Origin of the sequence: uncultured Sphingomonas sp. (genome assembly GCF_913062585.1) — a bacterium.
Classification (GTDB): Bacteria; Pseudomonadota; Alphaproteobacteria; order Sphingomonadales; family Sphingomonadaceae; genus Sphingomonas.
This window is the reverse complement of the sequence record NZ_CAJXWX010000008.1, coordinates 1-20,574: the sequence shown is the minus strand read 5'-3', so window position 1 is coordinate 20,574 and position 20,574 is coordinate 1. Positions and strand designations below refer to the sequence as shown.

Annotated in this window: 21 protein-coding genes and 1 tRNA gene; 13 read left to right on the top strand and 9 right to left on the bottom strand. The window is 66.5% G+C overall.

The genetic code is table 11. The features are described 5' to 3' along the window. Positions 1–41 precede the first annotated feature (41 nt). The 8 genes from QZ546_RS07400 to QZ546_RS07365 form a co-directional block, all read right to left on the bottom strand. Positions 42–683, bottom strand: a complete 642-nt coding sequence (locus QZ546_RS07400; RefSeq protein WP_294235948.1) for a phosphoribosylanthranilate isomerase — start codon at positions 681–683, stop codon at positions 42–44. 36 nt (positions 684–719) lie between these two features. Continuing rightward, positions 720–1,394, bottom strand: coding sequence for an orotidine-5'-phosphate decarboxylase (gene pyrF, locus QZ546_RS07395; RefSeq protein WP_294235947.1), 675 nt, complete (start codon positions 1,392–1,394; stop codon positions 720–722). A gap of 7 nt (positions 1,395–1,401) precedes the next feature. After that, positions 1,402–1,710 (bottom strand): hypothetical protein, encoded by a 309-nt coding sequence (locus QZ546_RS07390; protein WP_294235946.1) that lies wholly within the window; start codon positions 1,708–1,710, stop codon positions 1,402–1,404. A 100-nt stretch (positions 1,711–1,810) separates the two neighbouring features. Beyond that, positions 1,811–4,093 (bottom strand): patatin-like protein, encoded by a 2,283-nt coding sequence (locus QZ546_RS07385; protein ID WP_294235945.1) that lies wholly within the window; start codon positions 4,091–4,093, stop codon positions 1,811–1,813. Next, positions 4,093–4,788, bottom strand: coding sequence for an endonuclease/exonuclease/phosphatase family protein (locus QZ546_RS07380; protein WP_294235944.1), 696 nt, complete (start codon positions 4,786–4,788; stop codon positions 4,093–4,095). Before QZ546_RS07380 ends, QZ546_RS07385 begins: the two co-directional genes overlap by 1 nt. A gap of 64 nt (positions 4,789–4,852) precedes the next feature. After that, positions 4,853–4,927, bottom strand: a tRNA-Thr gene (locus QZ546_RS07375). A 19-nt stretch (positions 4,928–4,946) separates the two neighbouring features. After that, a complete protein-coding gene (locus tag QZ546_RS07370) occupies positions 4,947–5,798 on the bottom strand; it encodes a hypothetical protein (RefSeq protein ID WP_294235943.1) in 852 nt (283 codons plus the stop codon). Beyond that, the gene (locus QZ546_RS07365; RefSeq protein ID WP_294235942.1) at positions 5,791–7,119 is read right to left on the bottom strand and encodes a replication-associated recombination protein A; all 1,329 of its coding nucleotides are present in this window, start codon (positions 7,117–7,119) and stop codon (positions 5,791–5,793) included. Before QZ546_RS07365 ends, QZ546_RS07370 begins: the two co-directional genes overlap by 8 nt. 120 nt (positions 7,120–7,239) lie before the next feature. Here QZ546_RS07365 and QZ546_RS07360 point away from each other — a divergent pair, with 120 nt between their 5' ends. Next, the gene (locus tag QZ546_RS07360) at positions 7,240–7,839 is read left to right on the top strand and encodes a PadR family transcriptional regulator (RefSeq protein ID WP_294235941.1); all 600 of its coding nucleotides are present in this window, start codon (positions 7,240–7,242) and stop codon (positions 7,837–7,839) included. Next, positions 7,836–8,126, top strand: a complete 291-nt coding sequence (locus QZ546_RS07355) for a DUF2218 domain-containing protein (RefSeq protein WP_294235940.1) — start codon at positions 7,836–7,838, stop codon at positions 8,124–8,126. Before QZ546_RS07360 ends, QZ546_RS07355 begins: the two co-directional genes overlap by 4 nt. Before the next feature lie 4 nt (positions 8,127–8,130). Here QZ546_RS07355 and QZ546_RS07350 read toward each other — a convergent pair whose 3' ends face one another. Further along, a complete protein-coding gene (locus tag QZ546_RS07350) occupies positions 8,131–9,276 on the bottom strand; it encodes a glycosyltransferase family 1 protein (protein WP_294235939.1) in 1,146 nt (381 codons plus the stop codon). A gap of 97 nt (positions 9,277–9,373) precedes the next feature. On the opposite strand from QZ546_RS07350, the gene radA reads away from it, so the two are divergent. The 11 genes from radA to QZ546_RS07295 all read left to right on the top strand — a co-directional run bounded on the left by radA (position 9,374) and on the right by QZ546_RS07295 (position 20,432). Further along, a complete protein-coding gene (gene radA, locus QZ546_RS07345; protein ID WP_294235938.1) occupies positions 9,374–10,747 on the top strand; it encodes a DNA repair protein RadA in 1,374 nt (457 codons plus the stop codon). A 63-nt stretch (positions 10,748–10,810) separates the two neighbouring features. Then, on the top strand, positions 10,811–11,371 hold the full coding sequence (locus tag QZ546_RS07340) for a CvpA family protein (protein ID WP_294235937.1): 561 nt from the start codon (positions 10,811–10,813) through the stop codon (positions 11,369–11,371). Then, on the top strand, positions 11,368–11,802 hold the full coding sequence (locus QZ546_RS07335) for an iron-sulfur cluster assembly scaffold protein (protein WP_294235936.1): 435 nt from the start codon (positions 11,368–11,370) through the stop codon (positions 11,800–11,802). The genes QZ546_RS07340 and QZ546_RS07335 overlap by 4 nt, the downstream gene beginning before the upstream one ends. Continuing rightward, a complete protein-coding gene (locus QZ546_RS07330) occupies positions 11,802–13,550 on the top strand; it encodes a cation:proton antiporter (RefSeq protein ID WP_294235935.1) in 1,749 nt (582 codons plus the stop codon). Before QZ546_RS07335 ends, QZ546_RS07330 begins: the two co-directional genes overlap by 1 nt. A 3-nt stretch (positions 13,551–13,553) precedes the next feature. Then, positions 13,554–13,883 carry a DUF423 domain-containing protein gene (locus QZ546_RS07325; RefSeq protein ID WP_294235934.1) on the top strand — a complete coding sequence of 110 codons (330 nt, stop codon included), beginning with the start codon at positions 13,554–13,556 and terminating at the stop codon, positions 13,881–13,883. A 46-nt stretch (positions 13,884–13,929) separates the two neighbouring features. Then, positions 13,930–15,486, top strand: coding sequence for a methionine--tRNA ligase (gene metG, locus QZ546_RS07320; protein WP_294235933.1), 1,557 nt, complete (start codon positions 13,930–13,932; stop codon positions 15,484–15,486). Further along, positions 15,486–16,262 carry a TatD family hydrolase gene (locus QZ546_RS07315; protein ID WP_294235932.1) on the top strand — a complete coding sequence of 259 codons (777 nt, stop codon included), beginning with the start codon at positions 15,486–15,488 and terminating at the stop codon, positions 16,260–16,262. Before metG ends, QZ546_RS07315 begins: the two co-directional genes overlap by 1 nt. Next, complete coding sequence (locus QZ546_RS07310) at positions 16,259–17,023, top strand: MBL fold metallo-hydrolase (RefSeq protein WP_294235931.1); 765 nt, start codon at positions 16,259–16,261, stop codon at positions 17,021–17,023. Before QZ546_RS07315 ends, QZ546_RS07310 begins: the two co-directional genes overlap by 4 nt. Next, on the top strand, positions 17,020–17,595 hold the full coding sequence (locus QZ546_RS07305; RefSeq protein WP_294235930.1) for a TIGR02281 family clan AA aspartic protease: 576 nt from the start codon (positions 17,020–17,022) through the stop codon (positions 17,593–17,595). Before QZ546_RS07310 ends, QZ546_RS07305 begins: the two co-directional genes overlap by 4 nt. 150 nt (positions 17,596–17,745) lie before the next feature. Then, on the top strand, positions 17,746–19,155 hold the full coding sequence (locus tag QZ546_RS07300; RefSeq protein WP_294235929.1) for an ISNCY family transposase: 1,410 nt from the start codon (positions 17,746–17,748) through the stop codon (positions 19,153–19,155). Positions 19,156–19,205: 50 nt separating this feature from the next. Continuing rightward, on the top strand, positions 19,206–20,432 hold the full coding sequence (locus QZ546_RS07295) for an MFS transporter (protein ID WP_294235928.1): 1,227 nt from the start codon (positions 19,206–19,208) through the stop codon (positions 20,430–20,432). Positions 20,433–20,574 lie beyond the last annotated feature (142 nt).

Sequence of the window (20,574 nt, the reverse complement as noted above, 5' to 3'; positions counted from 1 at the left end):
TTCCTTGGGCGTTGCCGGGGCGAGCCCTGCAAACGTTCCTGTCACTGATTTGCCGCAACGGCTTTAAGGAAGCCTGCGATCTTGTCCATATCCTTCACGCCCGGCGCGCTTTCGACGCCGGACGAGACATCGACGAGCGGCGCGCCGGTGCGGCGCATCGCCTCGGCCACGTTACCGGCGTCCAACCCGCCCGACAAAGCCCAGCGCAGCGGATGCCGTACCCCGTCGAGCAGCCCCCAGTCGAAGCGCAGGCCCATGCCGCCGGGCAGGGACGCGTCGTCGGGCGTCTTGGCGTCGTACAGGATCAGGCTCGCCGCCCCCGCATAGTCGCGGGCCTTGTCGACATCGCCGCGCAGCTTGATCGCAACAGCGGCCCAGACCTCGCGGTCGAACTTCGCCCGGATCGCCGCGACGCGCGCCGCGGTGGTGCGGTGAAGCTGGATCGCGTCCAACATGCCCGCGCGCACCGCCGCTTCCAGAAGCTGGTCATCGGGGTCGACGAAGACGCCGACGCGCTGGACATGATCCGGCACCCGCCCCGCCAGGCCCGCCGCCACGTCGAAGGTCAGGTGCCGGGGAGAGGCGGGAAAGAAGACGAAGCCGACATGGCTTGCCCCTCCACCCAGCGCGGCGTCGAGCGTGGCGGGCGTCGTCAGTCCGCAGATCTTGGCAGTCGTCGGCATGATCGTTTCCCGAATGGGAGGGTCCGAAAAACGTCTTTAGAGCGTAGCGGCAATCGCCCGAGCGGCGGCGTCCGGGTCTTCGGCCTGGGTGATGGGACGGCCGATGACCAGGATCGAGGCGCCCGCATCGACCGCCGCACGCGGGGTCACGACACGCTTCTGGTCGCCGATCACGCCGTTCGCCGGGCGCACGCCCGGAACCACGAAAAAGCCCTTCGGCCAAGCCTTCTTGACCGCCGCCACTTCCTCGCCCGAACAGACGATACCGTCGACCCCGGACTCGGCGGCCAGATCGGCCAGGCGACGGACATGGTCGGCGGGCGATCCGACGACGCCGGTGTCCGACAGGTCGTTGGCGTCCAGGCTGGTCAACATGGTGACGGCGACCACCTTCGTGCCGACCGGCGCGGCGGCCTTGGCATCCTCCAGCATCGCCCGCCCGCCGCTTGCATGGACGGTGAGAATGGCCGGCGCAAGCGGCCCCAGCGACTGGACCGCCTTCGCGACAGTATTGGGGATGTCGTGCAGCTTCAGGTCAAGGAAGATCGGCAGGCCGATCTGGGCCATGTCGCGGACGCCGGTGGCGCCGTGCGCGCAGAAGAATTCCAGGCCAAGCTTCAGCCCGCCGACATGATGGCGGACCTTTTGCGCCAGCGCATGGGCGCGGACCAGGTCGGGCGTGTCGATCGCGACGTAGATGCGGTTGCTCATGGGTAAATCAGACCGTCGGCTCGGTAGCGGGAACAGATGGAGCGGGAGGGACATAGGCGCTGCTTTCGGCCGAGACGGCGGCCAGCGAGCGCTCCGCCGCGCTCAATCGCTGGCGCAGACGCCAGCGCGCGGCATGTTGCCATATCAGCGTCGGCACCAGCCCCAGCAGGAAGGTCAGGAACAGTAGCAGCGGCAGATTCACATCGGCAATGAGCCCACCGACCAGGCGAATCTCGACCGTGGTCCAGTTCCCAATGGTGAAAGCGGCCACCAGAAAGGCCAGCAGGCACCAGAACAGCATTTTCAGGAACTGCATGCGCTTCTCCGCGTAACCCGATCCGCCGCCCCCCTGACGAGACGAACGGACTTCGCTCAGGTCTGGCGGTCTAGCGGCGTTGTTCGGGCATGACCAGCCTTCAGCCGATCTCGCGGCGAAGCGAGGCAATCAGGGGTGAGATCGCGGTCAGGCGATCCTCTTCCTCGTCCAGGATCGCCAGGAACGCCCGGCGCTTGAACGCCGCGACCGAACCGGGCTTCAGCCGGATGGTCGAGGGGAGGGTGGAGACGGCGATGTCGATCATCCGCTCCGCGCCGTGCAGTCGCCCCCAGAGATAGTCGTTTTCCCGGTAGCTGCGACTGAAGAACGCGCCAAAGGTCAGGAACTGGATACCCTTCAGCGTCGCCTCGGCACCGCCTGCCCGGATCGCGGTCGCGTCGTCGGGCGAGATGCGGTCGACCTTGATCGGGTCGAACTCGTCCAGCCCCTCGCCCTGCAGCAGCGGCAGGGTCGCGACGTCGAAATAGGGGAAACCCAGATAGGTCAGCAGCAGCGTCCGCCGGGCGGCACGCGGCAGTCCGGCAAAGGCGGCCGCGAGCCGCGCGTCGGTTTCGCCGTCCAACCGGACCAGGTCCAGTCGCGCCTCCAACCGGTCGAGCAACGCGCCGCCCTGGTCACGCGCATCGCGAACATCGGGTTCCAGTTCCGCATGGGCGCTGCCATGCTGCCGTTCGAGAAAGGCGGCGAGCGATTCGTAGATTGCCTCGCGCACCGCCGCCAGCTCGGTCTCGGAATGCTCGCCTTCCAGCTCGGTCAGGCGGCGGGTGAGCAGGCGAAGCCGCCGGATGCGATAGCCTAGATCGAAGGCACGTAGGAAGTCGCGGGCGCCGTTGCTGGAGCCGCCGGTAAAGCTGATCGCCTCGAATCCGACGTAACGCGTCGCGACAGTCCGCTCGATCATCGCGCGCAGCCGCCCGCGACGCTGTTGCCCTTCGTCACCGACCGCCTCGGCGAAGATCGCGGCCATGGCGTCGATGACATTGGCGAGTTTCAGATGGCCATAGGCGGCATAGCTGAACCCCGCCTTTGCGGCCGAGGCGCCCTGGGCGCGAACACGCCAGGATGCGAGCCGGGCGGCGGTCGGGCGGTCGAAGAAGAAGGTGCCGCCGAACAGCTGCTCGATCTCCTTTTCGACATCCTCGCGAATGGCGGCGACGATCGCCTGCATCCGGTCGATACGCCCCGAACGCGCGGCAATCGCCTCCAGATTGTCGCGGATCGGCTGTTGGCGGGGAAGCTCGCTGACCGCGCCGATGATGGTCTGGAAGAAGCCCGGATGTCCCCCGCCGCCGGGCAGGCGAAAATGCATGCCGGGGAAGGGGTCGATATAGACGAAACGCCGGTCCACCTGCCGTCGTGCCGGACGGCGGCCGAGCGCGTCGATCGCCGGACGGAAGGGCGCGTTGACCAGCACCGATCCGTCGATCAGCACCGCCTTGTCCGCTGCCCCGGCCGCGTGATGGCGGGGCAGGACGCGGCGCAGGAAATCGTCACGGCTCGCCCAGTCCTGTTCGCGGCGTTCGAGCACGCGGTCCAGTTCGGCGACGGTGAAGGGCGGGAAGGCGCCAGGGAAGCTGGAGGTCGCGCGCGCCGCGAACACCAGCTCCGGGACCGCCGCCAGTCGGCCGCCGCCATTGTCGGTGAAGTCCACCACCATGCGGTGCTCCGTCTCCACCACTTCGCCCGGCGAGTGGAGCTTCAACCGCTGGGGCTGGCCGGTGAAGTCGGTGACGGTGACGAACAGGTCCAGCGGCTGCCCCGGTGGCACCAGACGCTTGCCCGCTGGCGCAGCGGCCATGCGGTCGAACGCCTCCAGCAATCGCCCGGTAAAGGCATCGGCGTCGAATGGCGGCTCGAACCAGCGCGAACGGACCAGATGGCCCAGCTTGTAGCGAACCTCGTCGCGGGTTTCCTCGTCCAGCGCTTCGATCTTGTCGCCGCTGCGCCCGGCGGCCATCCACGCGATGGGGAGCGCCCACATCTTGGAGAAGCGCGAGGTGGGGGCGGCTTCCGGCGCGATCAGCGATTCGATGTCCGCCGCCTCCAGCCAGAGGTCGGTCAGCGGATCGAGCGACTGGCCCGTACACAGCGCCTGGCCCAGGAAAATACCGTTGATCCCGCCTGCGCTCGCCCCCGCGATGATATCGGCCAGGATACGGACGCGAAGGCCGCCACGCTCGGCCATCTCGTCCAGAAGGTCCTGATAGACCGCATCGACCGCCGAGGCGGGTGGGTCGCCCTCGTGCGAGGCGCGGCTGGCGCGCACGATCCGCCAGATCTCCTTGGTGATGCCGTGCATATAGACCGCCAGGCTGATCCCGCCATAGCAGACGAGTGCCAGCCGCAGTTCCTTTTCGCGCATCAGCGGGGCCCGATCAGCGCCCAGATGGGCAGATGGTCGGACGCCTTACGCGACATGGGCGTCGCATGGACACCGCACGCGGCGATATGCAGGTCGGCGGAGACCATGATGCGGTCGAGCCGCCCGATCGGCCGCCGGGCATGAAAACTGGGGCCGGTGTCCGCCATGATGAAATCCCGCGTGAAATCGCGCAGGCACCCGGCACCGCGTGTCCATTCGTTCAGATCACCCATCATGACGGTCGGATGGGCGTGAACGCAACTCGACAGGTGCGACAGGATCGCCGCCGCTTGCCGTCGCCGCCACAGGCCCGACAGGTCCAGATGCATCCCGACGACCCGGATCACCCCGCTTTTGGTGCGCAGGTCGGCCATCACCGCGCCGCGCGGTTCCAGCGAGGGGAGGTGGATCGCCTCGAAATCCAGCACCTGCGTCGTCTTGCGGACCAGGAGGGTATTGCCGTGCCAGCCCATCGACCGTGCCTTCATGCCATAGACGATCGGCTTCCAGTCGCTGTGATCGTCGAGCAGGTGGAGCGGGATGACGCCCTCGCGCTCGCCGAAGCGGCGGTCCGCCTCCTGCAGGGCGATGATGTCGGCATCGACCTCGCGCAGCACATCCAGGATACGATCGGGATTGCGCCTGCGATCGGCGCCGATCCCCTTTCGGATATTGTAGCTGGCGACCTTGATCATTCCGCCACTGTAACGCAGCGCCGGGCTTTTGGTGCCCGTTCTCAAAAGGTCATCTGCTGGGAAATGGTGCCGGATGAGGGGATCGAACCCCCGACCTTCGGTTTACAAAACCGCTGCACTACCGCTGTGCTAATCCGGCGTTGCCGATCCCCCTAGCGTCAAGAGACGCCGAAGGTCCAGCCCTCCGTTTGCGCGACAAGCGGGGTCAGGCCCGCCGGATGCCAGAGATCCGCGCGCATCGCCACCTTTCGCAGCCAAGCGGAGGTCAGGATCGCATCCGTACTGTGATCGTCATAGCGGGAAAGCGGGGCATGGCGTTCGCTGCCCAGAGCCAGCAACGCCGCGTCGAGCGTCTCCGCACTGCGCATCTTGCTGCGACCGCGCGGCCGCCCGGCGTCGCGCGCGGCGATGGAGGTATAGATCTCGACCACGGCGGCGCCCCGTCTCGGCAGCGGATCGAAGGGCCAGATCGCGATCCGCCCGTCCAGTTGCCGCAACAGCCGCATCCCGGCAAAGCTGGCCTTGGCGACCTGGGACGCGCCGATCGCGTCATAGACGGTCGAGGGCTTGCGCCCGCCATCGGCGGCGATCTCGCAGACGCGCCAATGGAGGAAATCGGCCTTTCGCCCGTCGGCGGCCCCAAAATAGAAATGCCGAGCGCGCCGCGCCTCCAGGAAGCTCCGAGCGCCCAGATCGGGATCGTCGCAGGTCTCATCCACATAGGCCCAGAGCGCCCGGGCATCCGCTGTCGTCCGGTCGCCGGGCAGATGCGCGCCGCGCGCCACGAACGGTGCGGAAAAGCTGAAGTCGAAGCCGACCAGCAACGGCTCGTCGGCCCGCGTCAGCAGCCAGTCGGCCACCGCCTGCCGAGACCAGGCCCGCCCCGGCGGCGGCACAAGCATCGGTGCGGCGTCACCCGCCTCGCATCGCGCCATACGGATGCCCGGATGCGCCACCCCATGCGCGCCGGACCAGTCGATCGCGACGAAACCCGTAAAGCGCTCAGCCATCGCCGTCCTGTAGGGACCGCCGCCGTTCGTCCCACCACGCCATGCGCTCGGCGATCCGCTTCTCCAGTCCCCGGCCGGAGGGTTCGTAGAAATTCTGCGGCGGCAGCTCGTCGGGCCAGTAATTGGCGCCCGAAAAGCCCCCCTCGGCATCATGGTCATATTGGTAGTTCGCGCCATAGCCGATCTGTTTCATTAGCTTGGTCGGGGCGTTCAGGATATTGGCGGGCGGCATCAGCGATCCGGTTTCCTTCGCGGTCCGCCACGCTTGCTTCTGCGCCTTGTAGACCGCGTTCGACTTGGGCGCGGTCGCCAGATAGAGGCAGGCCTGAACGATCGCCAGTTCACCCTCGGGCGAGCCCAGAAAGTCATAGGCGTCCTTGGCCGCCAGGCACTGGGCCAGAGCCTGCGGATCGGCCAGCCCGATATCCTCGACGGCGGCACGCGTCAGGCGCCGCAGGACATAGAGCGGCTCTTCGCCGGCCGTCAGCATCCGCGCCAGATAATAGAGTGCCGCTTGCGGGTCCGAACCCCGGATCGACTTATGCAGCGCAGAGATGAGGTTGTAATGTCCCTCGCGATCCTTGTCATAGACGGCGACCCGGCGCTGCAGGAAAGCCGACAGGCCCGCCGGATCGAGCGGTTCGGGCAGATCGACCGCGAACAATGTCTCGGCCTGGTTCAGCAGGAAACGGCCATCGCCATCGGCGCTGGCGATCAGCGCATCACGCGCTTCGGCCTTCAGGGGCAGGGGGCGCTGCATCTCCGCCTCTGCCCTGTCGAGCAGCTGGTTCAGCGCCGCCTGGCCCAGCCTGTGCAGGATGAGCACCTGCGCCCGGCTGAGCAACGCGGCATTGAGTTCGAATGACGGGTTTTCGGTCGTCGCGCCGACCAGCGTGACGGTGCCGTCCTCGACATAGGGCAGGAAGCCGTCCTGTTGGGCGCGGTTGAACCGGTGGATCTCGTCCACGAACAACAGGGTGCGCTGTCCCAGCCGGGCATGGTCGCGCGCCTCCGCGAACACCTTCTTCAGCTCTGCCACGCCCGAGAAGACGGCGGAGATGGCCGCATAGCGCAGCCCCACCTCCGCGGCGAGCAGCCGGGCGATCGTCGTCTTGCCCGTGCCGGGCGGGCCCCAGAGGATCATCGAAGACAGGCGCCCTGCCGCGACCATCCGCCCGATCGCGCCGCCCGGCCCGGTCAAGTGATCCTGCCCGACGACATCGGCCAGCTGCATAGGGCGCAGCCGGTCGGCCAGAGGCGCATCCGGGGACAGCGTTGGCGTGACGGGGGCGGGGTCCATGCCCGCGAACAGATCGGCCATAAGGGCCATGTAAGGGCAGGAGAGCCCCCCGTCATCCTTTCATCCCAAGATATATCTTGAAGCAACTTGACTCCGACCGCTCACGATATATCTTGGCTATATCGAGAAAGGAATTTCGCTATGAGGCATCATCACCATCATCATGGCCAGGGCGACGATCACGGCCGTCGGCAAGGTCACTGGTCGTTCGGACCGTTCGAGGTAAAATGGGACATCGAGCGCGAGATGGGCGGCGGGCGCGGTCGGGGCGGGCGCCGTGGCCGCATGTTCGACGGCAGCGAGTTGCGGCTGGTTCTGCTGAAGCTGATCGCCGACGAACCGCGCCACGGCTATGACCTGATCCGCGAGATCGAGACGATGACCGGCGGCGCTTATGCACCGAGCCCCGGCGTCATCTATCCCACGATCACCCTGCTCGACGAAATGGGTTTCATCGAGGAGCAGCGTTCGGAAGGTGCCAAGAAGCGTTTCGCCGCGACCGACGCGGGGCGGACGCATCTGGCCGAGAATGCCGAGCTGGTCGAAACGCTGGTCGCACGGCTGCGCGCGCTGGCCGAGCATCGCGAACGCACCGACTCGGCACCGATCCGGCGCGCGATGATCGGCCTGAAAATCGCCCTGGGCGAAAAGTTCGGACGGGGCGATGCGTCGAAGGAGACGGCACACGACGTCGCCGCCATGATCGACGAACTCGCCCAGAAGGTGGAACGGCTGAAATGAGTGTCTCCGTCGCCCGCGTGCCGACCCTGTCGGCCAGCCGCTATCTCCAGCAGCTCGCCAAGCATTGGAACCACAAGATGGAGGTCGTCTTCACCGCCGAGGAGGGGACGATCGTCTTCCCCAACGGGGCGAAGCTCGCGATGCGCGCCGACAGCGAGACGCTCGACGTCGTGCTGACCGTGCCGGAGGATGGCGATACGGCCCGGATGCGCGAAGTCGTGTCCAGCCATCTCGACCGCTTCGCCTTTCGCGAGGCGCCGCTGACCTTCGACTGGCGCGAAGGCTGAGCCTTTAGTCACGCCCCGTGAACAGGGCGCGATAGGCGTCGATAACCGCTTCGTTCACCTTGTCCCACCGGTAATCGGCGACGCGGGCCTGACCCGCCTCGCTGAACCGATGGCGCAGGGCCGCGTCCGTCGCGATCCGCTCCAGTGCATCGGCATAGCCGGTGATGTCGCGCGGCTCGACCAGGAAGCCGGTCCCGCCATGGACGACCAAGTCCATCGCGCCCGTGGCGTTGGCAGCGACCACGGGGACGCCCGCCGCCATGGCTTCGGTCGTGACGTTGCCGAAAGTTTCGGTCACGCTGGGGTTGAAGAAGATGTCCATCGAGGCGACCGCCCGGCCCAGATCATCACCGGTCTGATAGCCGGCGAAGATCGCATCCGGCGTCGCCTTGGCGAACCACGCCTCCGCCGGCCCCTTACCGATCACCAGCACCTTGTGCGGCACACCCCGGCGGCGCAGCTCGGCCAGGGCGTCGGCAAAGACGTCGAGCCCCTTTTCCTTCACCAATCGTCCCAGGAATCCGATCGCGACCTCGTGATCGGCAATTCCCAGCGAACGCCGCCATTCCAGGCTGCGGCGCGAGGGCTGGAACCGGTCATGGTCGATGCCGCGCGACCAGATGTCCATCGGCGGCGTCACGCCCCAACCGCGCAGCAACGCGATCATGCTGGGGCTGGGGGCCACGATCCGGTCGAACTTGTTGTAGAAGCGGGTCAGCAGCCGGATGATGAGCGGCGCTAGGAACCCCAGCCCGTAATAGGCCGGATAGGTCTCGAACCGCGTATGCACCGACGCGATCGAGGCGACCTGCTGGTCGCGTGCCCAGCGCACCGCGGCATGGCCGAGAAATTCGGGCGCCGAGACATGGACGATGTTCGGCGCGAAGGCCTCCAGATCGGCGCGCACCTTGGCCGGGAGCCCGCGGCCCAGCTTATAGTCGGACCGGAAGGGCATGGAGATGGCAGGCACGTCGACCAGATCGCCGACCGGCGGAAAGGCAGGCGTCGAAGAGGTCGGCGAATAGACGCGGACGGCCACGCCCCGATCGAGCAGATGGCCGACCAGCAGGTTCAGGCTCTGGTTCGCGCCGTCACGCGTATAATTGTAATTGCCGCTGAACAGCGCGACACGAAATTTGTCTGGGGTCATGGAGTCCGACCCATAGCCGCGTGCCGCCGCAAAGGCCACTCCTGCCATTGCCATCAAATTCGTTCCATTTTCGTTCCGGCCGGGATAGAGCCGAACCATGGCCAAGATCCAGAAGCGCTATGTCTGCCAATCCTGCGGATCGGTATCGTCCCGCTGGCAGGGGCAATGCCCCGATTGTTCCGAGTGGAACACCATGCTGGAGGAAGCGCCGGTCCAGATGACGCCCTTTGCCGCCAAGCATAATCTGCAGGGCGGCGGGCGCGCGATCCAGTTGGTCGGGCTCGACGCCGATATCCCGCTGCCCGACCGGATGGCGACGGGGATCGCCGAGCTGGACCGGGCGCTGGGCGGCGGCTTTGTCGAGGGATCGGCGACGCTGATCGGCGGCGACCCGGGCATCGGCAAGTCGACTCTGCTGCTCCAGGCGGCGGCCAAGCTGGCGATGGCGGGGCGGCCGGTCGCCTATGTCTCGGGCGAAGAGGCGGCCGACCAGGTCCGCCTGCGCGCCCGGCGGCTGGGGCTGGGCCAGGCGCCGGTGCGGCTGGCGGCGGCGACGTCGGTCCGCGACATCCTGACCACGCTGTCGATCGGAACGCCGCCCGCGCTTCTTATCATCGACTCGATCCAGACGATGCATTCCGACCTGATCGAGGGCGCGCCCGGTACGGTCAGCCAGGTCCGCGCCTCGGGCCAGGAACTCATCCGATTCGCCAAGGAACGCGGCACCGCCGTCGTCCTGGTCGGCCATGTCACCAAGGACGGCTCGATCGCGGGCCCGCGCGTGCTGGAGCATATGGTCGACACCGTGCTGGCGTTCGAGGGAGAGCGGAGCCATCAGTACCGTATCCTGCGGGCGATCAAGAACCGCTTCGGCGGCACCGATGAAATCGGCGTCTTTGCGATGCAGACCGAAGGCCTGACCGAGGTCGGCAATCCCTCGTCCCTGTTCCTGACCAATCGGGAGGAGGGCGTGACCGGCACGACCGTATTTCCCGCACTGGAGGGGACGCGGCCGGTGCTGGTCGAGATCCAGGCGCTGACCGTGCGGCTGGCGTCGGGCGCGACGCCCCGGCGTGCGGTGGTCGGGTGGGACAATGGTCGCCTGGCGATGATCCTGGCGGTGCTGGAGGCCCGCTGCGGACTGAGTTTCTCGTCGGCCGAAGTCTATCTGAACATTGCGGGCGGCTACCGGGTGCAGGATCCGGCGGCCGATCTGGCGGTCGCCGCCGCGCTCATCTCGGCGCTGTCCGAAAGGCCCGTGCCCGCCGACGCGGTCGTGTTCGGCGAGATCGCGCTGTCGGGTGAGATCCGGTCCGTGGCGCACGGGGCCTTGCGCCTGAAGGAGGCGGGTAAGCTGGGCTTCGAGAAGGCGATGGTGCCCCGCGCGATGGCGGCGGATGAAGGCGGTTTGCGGATGACGGGCTTCCGAACCCTGGCCGAGTTCGTTGACCATATGCTGGGCCGGGGGTAGCGAAGGGCGCCATGGTCGCCTCATCGGCACCGATACCACGGATGAGACGTTGGACAGCGAGCATTGACGGCCCTTGATATTCTCGTCCTGATCGCGGTCTTTGGCGCCGCGATCCAGGGTTTCCTGCGCGGCTTCGTGACCGAGGTGCTGGCGCTGTTCGCCTGGGTCGCGATCGTCGCGGCGCTCAAGCTGTTTCATATCCCGCTGGCCCAGGCGCTGGCGCCGATCGTCGGTACGGTCTCGGGCGCGGCGGTCCTCGCCTTCGCGCTGATCGTCGGCGTGACCTATCTGGGCGGCCGGATGGTCGCTCGCGCGATCGGTGGACGGACCCGCACCTCGATCCTGGGGCCGATCGACCGGGCGCTGGGCTTCGGTTTCGGCGCGCTCAAGGGCCTGATCCTGGCCAGCCTCGTCTTCCTGGTCGTCGCCCTGCTGGTCGATACGGTCAGCGGCGGCCCCGCCAGGCGGCCCGAATGGATGGTCAAGAGCAGGTCCTACAAGCTGTTGAACGCGACCAGTGCGGGGATCGCCGACTTCGTCGATCGCCGCCGCCGGGGCCTGCCGGTCTTCGGCGCGCCGACCCCGCCGAGCGGCGGCGGCAATCAAAGCGAGACCCCGTCATGACCGCAGCCCTCTACAATACCGAAATCCTGCGGCTGACCACGGCCATCCCGCATGACCATCGACTGGTCGATCCGATGGCCAGCGTCGAGAAGCGTTCCCCGATCTGCGGCAGCCGGGTGACGGTGGACGTCAACCTGGACGAACAGGACCGGGTGACGGAAATCGGTGTGCTGGTTCGCGCCTGTGCGCTGGGTCAGGCCTCGGCGGCGCTGCTGTCGGCCCATATCGTGGGGCGCAGCGTCAGCGAACTTGCCGTGGTGCGCGACACGCTGACCGCGTGGCTGGCGGCCGGGCAGGGGGAAGCGCCCGACTGGCCCGGACTGGACGTGTTATCGCCCGCTCTGTCCTACACCGCACGACACCCCTCGATCCGCCTGGCGTTCGAAGCCGCGGCCGAGGCCGCCGCCAGCGCCGCCGATCGGGACCGCTGATGCACGCCGAGGTATCGCTGCTGCGCGACGGCGCGATCCTGCTGGGCTTCGGGCTTGCCTTCGTCCTCGTGTTTCGTCGCCTGGGCCTCGGTGCGACGCTGGGCTATCTGGTCGCGGGCGCGGTGGTCGGGCCGCATGTCCTGGGCCTGGTCGGGGACGCGGAGTCGAAGCTCGGCATCGCAGAAATCGGCATCACGCTCCTGCTGTTCATCGTCGGGCTGGAACTGAACCCCGCCCGGCTGTGGCGGATGAAGCATGAGATTTTCGGGCTGGGCCTGATCCAGGTCGCGGCCTGCGGTCTGGCGATCACGGGCATCGTCCTCCTTGCGCATTTTTCACCCGAGGCGGCGTTGGCGCTCGGCCTGCCACTTGCCCTGTCATCGACGGCGCAGGTGCTGCCGATGCTGCAATCCTCGGGCCGGATGCGGACGCCCTTTGGCGAGCGGGCCTTTTCGATCCTGCTGTTCCAGGATCTGTCGATCGTCCCGCTGATCACGATCGTCGCGGCCATGTCGCGCAATCCGGCGGACCATACCGGACCGCCGGGCTGGATCCTGGCGCTCGAGACGATCGGCGCCATTATCGGCCTGATCGTGGCAGGCCGTTTTCTGCTGCGGCCGTTGTTCCGCCTGATCGGCAATATGGGCGAGCGCGAGATGTTCGTCTTCGCCGGGCTGTTCACCGTCATCGCCAGTGCGGCGGTGATGGAACTGCTCGGCCTATCGACCGCACTGGGCGCCTTCATCGCGGGCGTAATGCTCGCCGACAGCCCCTATCGCCACGAGCTGGAGGCCGATGTCGAGCCGTTCCGGTCGATCCTGCTCGGGCTGTTCTTCCTGGCTGTCGGCATGATGCTGAACCTGCCTGCCATCGCCGAGCGGCCCTTCTTCGTCGCGATCATGGCGCTGGCGCTGATCGCGACGAAGACGCTGGTCATCATGATAATCGGCCTGGCGTTCCGGATGAACTGGCGCGCGGCCTTCGCGCTCGGCCTGCTTATGAGCCAGGGCGGCGAGTTCGGCTTCGTGCTGTTCGCCCAGGCACAAGCGGGCTATCTGATCGCGCCCGAGGCGGCGAGCCTGTTTGGCGCGATCATCACCGTGTCGATGGCGACCACGCCGTTCCTGATGGCCGCCACCCGCCGCATCCGCGAAGAGCCGGTCATCACGCGCGGCGGCCAGCGCGAGGGGCCGGTGACCGACGGCGCCAACGCGCTGATCGTCGGCTATGGCCGGTTCGGCCAAACGGTGGCGCAGATGCTGATCGCCAGCGACATCCCCGTGACCCTGATCGACCGCGATATCGAGATGATCGACATCGCCGCCTCATTCGGCGCGAAGGTCTATTATGGCGACGGCACCCGGCTCGACCTGTTGCGCCAGGCGGGCGCGGCCGAGGCCGAACTGATCCTGTTCTGTCTGGACGATGACCAGATCACGCTGGAATTCCTGGAAAGCGTCCATGCGGCCTTCCCGAACGCCGCCCTGTTCGTGCGCGCCTTCGACCGCCGCGCCGTGCTGCGGCTGAAGGGCGGACCGGCGAAATATATCGTACGCGAGGTGCTGGAGTCCGCGGTCAAGATGGCGCGACTGGCGCTCGGCAGTCTCGATGTCGATGCGGGCGAGATCGACCGGGTCGAAACCATGTACCGCGCCCGCGACAAGGAGCGGCTGGCGGCGCAAGCGGCCGCCGGCGATCTGCGCGCGGCGAGTGACCGGATCATCACACAGGAAGAACGAAAGGGCTGAGCCATGGAGCTGGTGGCGATACTGGCGGCATTGTCGGGGGCCTTGGCGATCGCGGCCGGTGCATTCGGCGCACACCGGGCGGAAGGCGTCGCGGTCGAATGGCTGCGCACCGGCGGTCAATATCAGCTGATCCATGCCGTCGCCGCGCTCGTCGCCCTGAAGTTCGGCGTGCGGGGCGTCGCCTGGGCCTTTGTCGTCGGGGCCGCGATCTTTGCGGGCACGCTCTACGCCATGGCCTTCGGCGCGCCGCGCTGGCTGGGGGCGATCACACCGATCGGCGGTACGATCCTGATCCTCGGATGGCTCTGGTTCGCCTGGTCCTTACGCGGCTGAGCGGCACGGGCTTCACCTGCGCGAGGGGATGTTCTAGGGACCGGCCATGGCCGATCCATTTTATATCACCACCGCGATCCACTATCCCAATGGCCGTCCGCATATCGGCCATGCCTATGAGATGGTGGCGGCCGACGTCATCGCCCGGTTCCAGCGCCAGGCGGGCCGCGACGTCCTGTTCCAGACCGGCACCGACGAACACGGCCTGAAAATGGCCCAGGCGGCACGTGCGCGCGGCATTTCGACGCGCGAATTCGCCGATGAAATGTCGAGCCATTTCCATGTGATGGCCGATCGTCTTGACATCTCGTACGACCGCTTCATCCGCACGGTCGACGTCGACCATTACGCCGCGAGCCAGGCCATCTGGCAGGCGATGCAGGCCAAGGGCGATCTGTATCTGGATCGCTATGAGGGCTGGTACTCGATCCGCGACGAGGCGTTCTACGACGAGAGCGAACTGACCACGGGCGAGGACGGCACCAAGCTGTCGCCGCAGGGCACGCCGGTCGAATGGACGGCCGAGGAGACCTGGTTCTTCCGCCTGTCCAAATATCAGCAGCCGCTGCTCGACCTGTACCGCGACAATCCCGATTTCATCCGCCCGGAAAGCCGCCGCAACGAGGTGATGCGCTTCGTCGAGGGTGGACTGTCCGACCTGTCGGTCTCGCGCACCAGCTTCGACTGGGGCGTGCCGGTGCCGGACAGCCCCGGCCACGTCATGTATGTCTGGGTCGATGCGCTGACCAATTATCTGACCGGGACCGGCTATCCGAACACGGACAGCGAGCTGGCGCGGTTCTGGCCCGCCAATCTGCACCTGATCGGCAAGGATATCGTGCGGTTCCATACCGTCTATTGGCCCGCTTTCCTGATGTCGGCGGACCTGCCGCTGCCGCAATCGGTGTTCGGCCATGGCTTCCTGCTCCATAGGGGCGAGAAGATGTCGAAGTCGGTCGGCAATGTCGTCGACCCGATGGGCCTGGCGGACGCGTTCGGCGTCGACGCGCTGCGCTATTTCTTCCTGCGCGAGGTCAGCTTCGGACAGGATGGCTCCTATTCGGCCGAGGCGATCGTGACCCGCGTCAATGCCGAGTTGGCCAACAGCTTCGGCAATCTGGCGCAGCGGACTCTGTCGTTCATCGCCAAGAACCTGGGCGGCGAACTGCCCGAAGCGGGGCGGAGCGATCCCGCCGACGCGATGCTGTTGGAAGAGGTCGTCGTCGCCTGCGCGGGCCTGAAGACCGCGTTCGACGACCTGGCGCTCAGCCAGGGGATCGAGGCGTGGATGCGCGGCGTCTATGCCTGCAACCAGTATATCGACGTGCAGGCACCCTGGTCGCTGCGCAAGACCGATCCGGAGCGGATGCACGCGGTGCTCGGCACCCTCGTCCGCGCGATCCGGATGCTCGCCATTGCGATCCTGCCGGTCACGCCGCGCGGGGCGGGGCTGGTGCTCGACACGCTGGGTGCCGAGGAGCGCGACCATGCCACGATCGACGATGACGGCTGGTACGCCCACCGCGCCGCAAACGGCACGCCGCTGGCCGCACCGACCCCGGCCTTCCCGCGCCTGGAGATCCCTGCGGAGGCCGACGCCTGATGCTCGCCGACAGCCATTGTCACCTGAACTACAAGGGCTTGGTCGAGGATCAGGCGGCCATCCTGTCGCGCGCGCGCGATCGCGGCGTCACCGCGATGCTCAACATCTCGACGCGCGAGAGCGAGTGGGACGCGATCATCGCCACCGCCGAGCGCGAGCCCGATGTCTGGGCGACGGTTGGTATCCATCCGCATGAGGCGGACGCTCACCCGCATGTCGACACCACCAAGCTGATCGAGCGTGCCAGCCATGCTCGGGTCGTCGGCATCGGTGAAAGCGGGCTCGACTATTATTACGATCATAGCGACCGCGAGCGACAACAGGCGAGCTTCCGCGCGCATATCGCCGCCTGTCGCGAAACCGGCCTGCCACTCGTCGTTCATACCCGCGATGCGGAGGAGGACACGGCTGCGATCCTGGCGGAGGAGATGGGGAAGGGGGCCTATCCCGGCGTCATCCACTGCTTCACCGCCAGTGGAGATTTTGCCGATAAGGCATTGGCGTTAGGCTTTTATATATCCATTTCGGGTATCGTCACCTTTAAGAATGCGAAGGATCTTCAGGAGACTGCTCGGCGGCTTCCGCTTGAGCGGCTGCTGGTCGAGACCGACGCGCCCTTCCTGGCGCCCGTCCCGCATCGCGGCAAGACGGGGGAGCCGTCCTTCGTCGCCGACACCGCGAAATTCCTCGCCGATCTGCGAGGGGAGGCGGTCGAGGATCTGACCCGCGCCACCGCCGAGAATTTTCACCGCCTCTTTGCAAAGACCCGCGCATGAAAATCCGCATTCTCGGTTGCGGAACATCGTCGGGGGTTCCCCGCATCGGCAATGACTGGGGCGCGTGCGACCCCGCCGATCCCAGGAACCGCCGGACGCGCTGCGCGTCGCTGGTCGAGCATGACGGGCATCGCATCCTGATCGACACCGGCCCCGATATGCGCGAGCAACTGCTGGCCGCCAATGTCGCGGCGGTCGACTCGGTGATCTGGACGCATGACCATGCCGATCACACGCATGGCATCGACGATGTCCGGCAAATCTATCATGCCATGGGCGTTCCCGTGGCGGGCTATGCACGGACCTGGACGGCGGCATCGCTGGAAGGCCGTTTCGGCTATGTCTTTCAGGGCAAGACCGGCTATCCGCCGACCGCGACCATGGCGCCACTGGACGATGACATGTGGATCGGCGGCATACGGGTGCGCAGCGTCGATCAGCCACATGGCCGGGTCCAGTCGGCCGGGCTCCGCTTTGAATGCGATGGCAAGAGCGTCGGCTATGCGACGGATTTCCATGAATTGACGCCGGCGATGGCCGATCTGTATCGCGATCTGGATATCTGGATCGTCGACGCGCTGCGCCGTCATCCGCATCCGGCCCATGCCGACCTGCCGTCCGTGCTGCACTGGATCGAAGAACTGCGGCCGCGCCGGGCGGTGCTGATCCATATGGATCAGTCGATGGATTATACGACGCTCTGCCGGGAACTGCCCGCCGGGGTCGAGCCTGGCTATGACGGTATGGAATTGATCCCGTGAGTACGGACCGGGTCATGGACTTCGTCTATTATGGCCTGGTCCTGATCCTGCCGCTCAGTGCGATGATGGCGCGTCGCATCCCGATCGGCCGGACGCTGCGCATGGCGCTGATCTGGATCGCGATTTTCGGAACGGCTTATATCGTGATCGCCCAGCGCGACCGTCTGACGGGCTGGTGGCCCAAGCAATCTGCCCCGCAGGCGACCGTCCGCATACCCGTCGGCTCGGACGGACATTATTGGGCGATGGTCCGCATCAACGGGACCGAGCGCCGGATGCTCGTGGACAGCGGCGCGACGACGACCGCATTGTCCGTGGTGACGGCGCGGGCCGCCGGACTGGACCTGAAGGAAAGCCCGTTCGGCAGCCTGATCGAAACCGCCAATGGGCGCGTGACGGCCGACCACACGACGATCGCAAAGCTGGCCATCGGTCCCATCACGCTGGACGATGTCGGCGCCGATGTTTCACCCGCCTTCGGCGATCAGGACATCATCGGTATGAACGTCCTAAGTCGTTTGCGCGGCTGGCGCGTCGAGCAGGGGGTATTGGTCCTCAATCCCCCCGATTAATTTCATTTTACATAATACATATTATCAAACCTAAGGAATGTAAGCGCCAAATACAAATGACACCATCCTGCTAGATAGAAACGGCACTGCCGGTGCTGTCGGCGGGTCGCCGGTGTCATAGCCTTCCTCGGCAACGAGGACGCGTATGGTATGACGGTGCTGACGATGAGTGCTGCAGAGATCACCCGGTTCGACACGCTGATGCGGCTCGACCGCGGCGAGATCCAGATCCCGGACGCGATGGAGCTGCTGGGCCTCCAGCGGCGGCAAATCTACCGGCTGCTCGATCGCCTTCGACAAGAAGGCGCTGCGGGCCTCGTGTCGCGCAAGCGCGGGCGGCCGAGCAACCGGCGCTACAGCGATGCCTTCCGCGCCGAGGTGGTCGCGCTGGTGCGAGAAAACTATGCCGACTTCGGGCCGACGCTCGCGCGCGAGTACCTCGCCGAACGCCACGGTCTCGGGCAGATCATGATGGAAGCCGGGCTTTGGAAGGACCGCGCCGCCAGGCGCCCTCGCCCGTACCAGCCCCGCTATCGGCGCGACTGTCGCGGCGAGCTGGTCCAGGTCGACGGCTCGAAACACTGGTGGTTCGAGGACCGCGGCCCGCAATGCACGCTGCTGGTGTTCATCGACGACGCCACGAGCGAACTGATGCACCTCGAGATGGTCGAGAGCGAAAGCACCTTCTCCTACATGCGCGCGACGCGGACGTACCTCGAACGGCAGGGCAAGCCGGTCGCCTTCTATACGGACAAGCACAGCGCATTCCGCAACAACACGGCCTCGGCGAACGGCGACGGGATGACCCATCTCGGGCGGGCGCTGGACCGGCTGAACATCGATCTGATCTGCGCGAACTCACCGCAAGCGAAGGGGCGCGTGGAGCGCGCCAATGCCACACTGCAGGATCGGCTTGTCAAGGCGATGCGGCTTCATCGCATCGACACCATCGACCAAGCCAACGCCTTCCTCCCCTCCTATATGGCGCAGCACAATCAGCGGTTCGCCAAGGCGCCCTTCGACCCGCGCGATCTGCACCGGCCGTTGGCCATTCACGAGAACCTTGAGGCGGAGATGGTCTGGCGCGAGCAGCGCACCGTCACCGGCACCCTCACGCTGCACTACAACAAGGCTATGTTCATCCTGGAGCCGACCCCGGTCGCTCAGGGGCTCGCGCGCAAGAAGGTCGACGTGTGCGAGTACCCGGACGGACGGCTCGAGATCCAGCACGAGGGTGAGACCCTGCCCTATCGCGTCTTTGACAAGATGCGCAGGGTGAACCAGGCGCCGGTGGTCGACAGCAAACACCTCGACGCCGCTCTGGCGCTCGCCCATGCCATCCAGCAGGTGAAGCCGCACCACGCCAAGCGCAACAACCACGAGCCCGCGCGTACCGCGCAGCCCGGAGGGATGTTCAAGGCCCCCTCGCCCGTCCCCCCTGGGCCGAAGCTGGACCGCCGCAAACTGGGCAATCAGCGCCTGAAGCGAGGCCCCCGCCTCTCCAACGACGAACTCGTCGCACGCGGCCTGGGTGAGTATGTCCGCCAACAGACGGGATAACCGGATGGCGTGCCTGCCAGCGCCTGAAAATCGATCCCAGTTGGGATCGGGTGATCCTTCGCACGGCGGCACGAATTGAGCTAAGCAGCAACGCAGGGGAGCGCGAGCTGGTGGAAGTACGGCTGAGAAGGGGTTGGGGCTGGCTGCTGCTCGCCACGCTGACGCTGTCGACCATTGGCGATGAAATCTCGCTGGTTACCCTCATGTTTCGGACGGCGGATAATCGCACGCCCTTCGCCGTGCCGATGCTGCTCGTTGCCGAGCTGCTGCCTGGGCTGCTGGCAACCCCCTTTATCGGAAGACTGGTCGATGCCCGCGATGCGGGCAGGCTCCTAGTGGCGACGGCACTCGTCGAGGCCGCGATCATCGCGTGGATGGCGTGGCATCCCGATCTGGCCTCCACCATCACCGGTGCCAGCATTCTCAGCGTGTCGTTCGCCATCAGCGGCACGGCGAGCTTTGCGCTCATCCCTGTCCTCGCCGCAGGTCTGGGCATGACGTTGCCGAGAGCGAACGCGGTGCTGGAGTTCGTTCGCAGCGCCGGAATGCTCGCCGGGCCGGTGGTGGGCGGCGCGCTGGTGGCGTGGGGCGGTGCCGGGAACGCGCTGTTGATCGACGCTGCCAGCTTCGTGGTCCTGGCGGTCGTCGTTCTGGCAAGCGGGCTGCGTCGTCCTGTCGAAGCGGAAGGCGGCGAGGGACAAACATTGTTGTCCGAATACCTGCCGCTGCTGCGGGACCGCCGCATCACGGTGATGATCGGCGCGCTGACGCTGGAGGTCTACGCGACGGCGATGGCCGACGTGGCCTTCGTCTTCCTCGTCACCGTTTCATTGGGTGCGGGACCGACCGCTTTCGGTCTGCTGACCGCTTGCTGGGCCGCAGGAATGATGGCGGGGGCCGCCGCGGCAGGCACGATGGCGATGCGAGAGCCTTCCTCCATCGCGTTCGGCTCGGCGACCATCATGGGAGCCACGATGCTCGCGATCGGCATCGGCACCGCCACGATGGCGGGCGGTCTAGTTCTCGTCGGGATCGCCTTCATCATCGGCGGTGCCGCGAACAGCGCCCATAACGTCGCGGTACGAACGATGCTGCAACGGGAAGCACCGGCCGATGCGCACGGGAAGGTCGCGGCGATCTACAGCGCCGGGACGAGCAGCGCCGGCATCCTGGGCTATATGACCGGTGGATTCTTTGCCCCGGACAGGGCGATCCATGCCTACGTCCTTGGTGGCGCGCTTGGCGTACTGGCCGGGCTGGCAGGATGGCTGGTGTGAGCTGCCCCCTTCTGAGTGGTCCATCGACTATGACAGTCTGGACCAAGGAAGGGACAACGAATGCGTTCGAAGAAGCACAAGCCCGAGGAGATCATCGGCAAGCTGCGTGAGGTTGAGATCGTGCTGGGCCAAGGCGGCACGA

Excerpts from the sequence above, each read along its gene's own strand:
- QZ546_RS07400 (WP_294235948.1), bottom strand. The coding sequence starts at position 683 with ATGCCGACGACTGCCAAGATCTGCGGACTGACGACGCCCGCCACGCTC.
- pyrF (WP_294235947.1), bottom strand. The coding sequence starts at position 1,394 with ATGAGCAACCGCATCTACGTCGCGATCGACACGCCCGACCTGGTCCGC.
- QZ546_RS07390 (WP_294235946.1), bottom strand. The coding sequence starts at position 1,710 with ATGCAGTTCCTGAAAATGCTGTTCTGGTGCCTGCTGGCCTTTCTGGTG.
- QZ546_RS07385 (WP_294235945.1), bottom strand. The coding sequence starts at position 4,093 with ATGCGCGAAAAGGAACTGCGGCTGGCACTCGTCTGCTATGGCGGGATC.
- QZ546_RS07380 (WP_294235944.1), bottom strand. The coding sequence starts at position 4,788 with ATGATCAAGGTCGCCAGCTACAATATCCGAAAGGGGATCGGCGCCGAT.
- QZ546_RS07370 (WP_294235943.1), bottom strand. The coding sequence starts at position 5,798 with ATGGCTGAGCGCTTTACGGGTTTCGTCGCGATCGACTGGTCCGGCGCG.
- QZ546_RS07365 (WP_294235942.1), bottom strand. The coding sequence starts at position 7,119 with ATGGCCGATCTGTTCGCGGGCATGGACCCCGCCCCCGTCACGCCAACG.
- QZ546_RS07360 (WP_294235941.1), top strand. The coding sequence starts at position 7,240 with ATGAGGCATCATCACCATCATCATGGCCAGGGCGACGATCACGGCCGT.
- QZ546_RS07355 (WP_294235940.1), top strand. The coding sequence starts at position 7,836 with ATGAGTGTCTCCGTCGCCCGCGTGCCGACCCTGTCGGCCAGCCGCTAT.
- QZ546_RS07350 (WP_294235939.1), bottom strand. The coding sequence starts at position 9,276 with ATGACCCCAGACAAATTTCGTGTCGCGCTGTTCAGCGGCAATTACAAT.
- radA (WP_294235938.1), top strand. The coding sequence starts at position 9,374 with ATGGCCAAGATCCAGAAGCGCTATGTCTGCCAATCCTGCGGATCGGTA.
- QZ546_RS07335 (WP_294235936.1), top strand. The coding sequence starts at position 11,368 with ATGACCGCAGCCCTCTACAATACCGAAATCCTGCGGCTGACCACGGCC.
- QZ546_RS07330 (WP_294235935.1), top strand. The coding sequence starts at position 11,802 with ATGCACGCCGAGGTATCGCTGCTGCGCGACGGCGCGATCCTGCTGGGC.
- QZ546_RS07325 (WP_294235934.1), top strand. The coding sequence starts at position 13,554 with ATGGAGCTGGTGGCGATACTGGCGGCATTGTCGGGGGCCTTGGCGATC.
- metG (WP_294235933.1), top strand. The coding sequence starts at position 13,930 with ATGGCCGATCCATTTTATATCACCACCGCGATCCACTATCCCAATGGC.
- QZ546_RS07315 (WP_294235932.1), top strand. The coding sequence starts at position 15,486 with ATGCTCGCCGACAGCCATTGTCACCTGAACTACAAGGGCTTGGTCGAG.
- QZ546_RS07310 (WP_294235931.1), top strand. The coding sequence starts at position 16,259 with ATGAAAATCCGCATTCTCGGTTGCGGAACATCGTCGGGGGTTCCCCGC.
- QZ546_RS07300 (WP_294235929.1), top strand. The coding sequence starts at position 17,746 with ATGACGGTGCTGACGATGAGTGCTGCAGAGATCACCCGGTTCGACACG.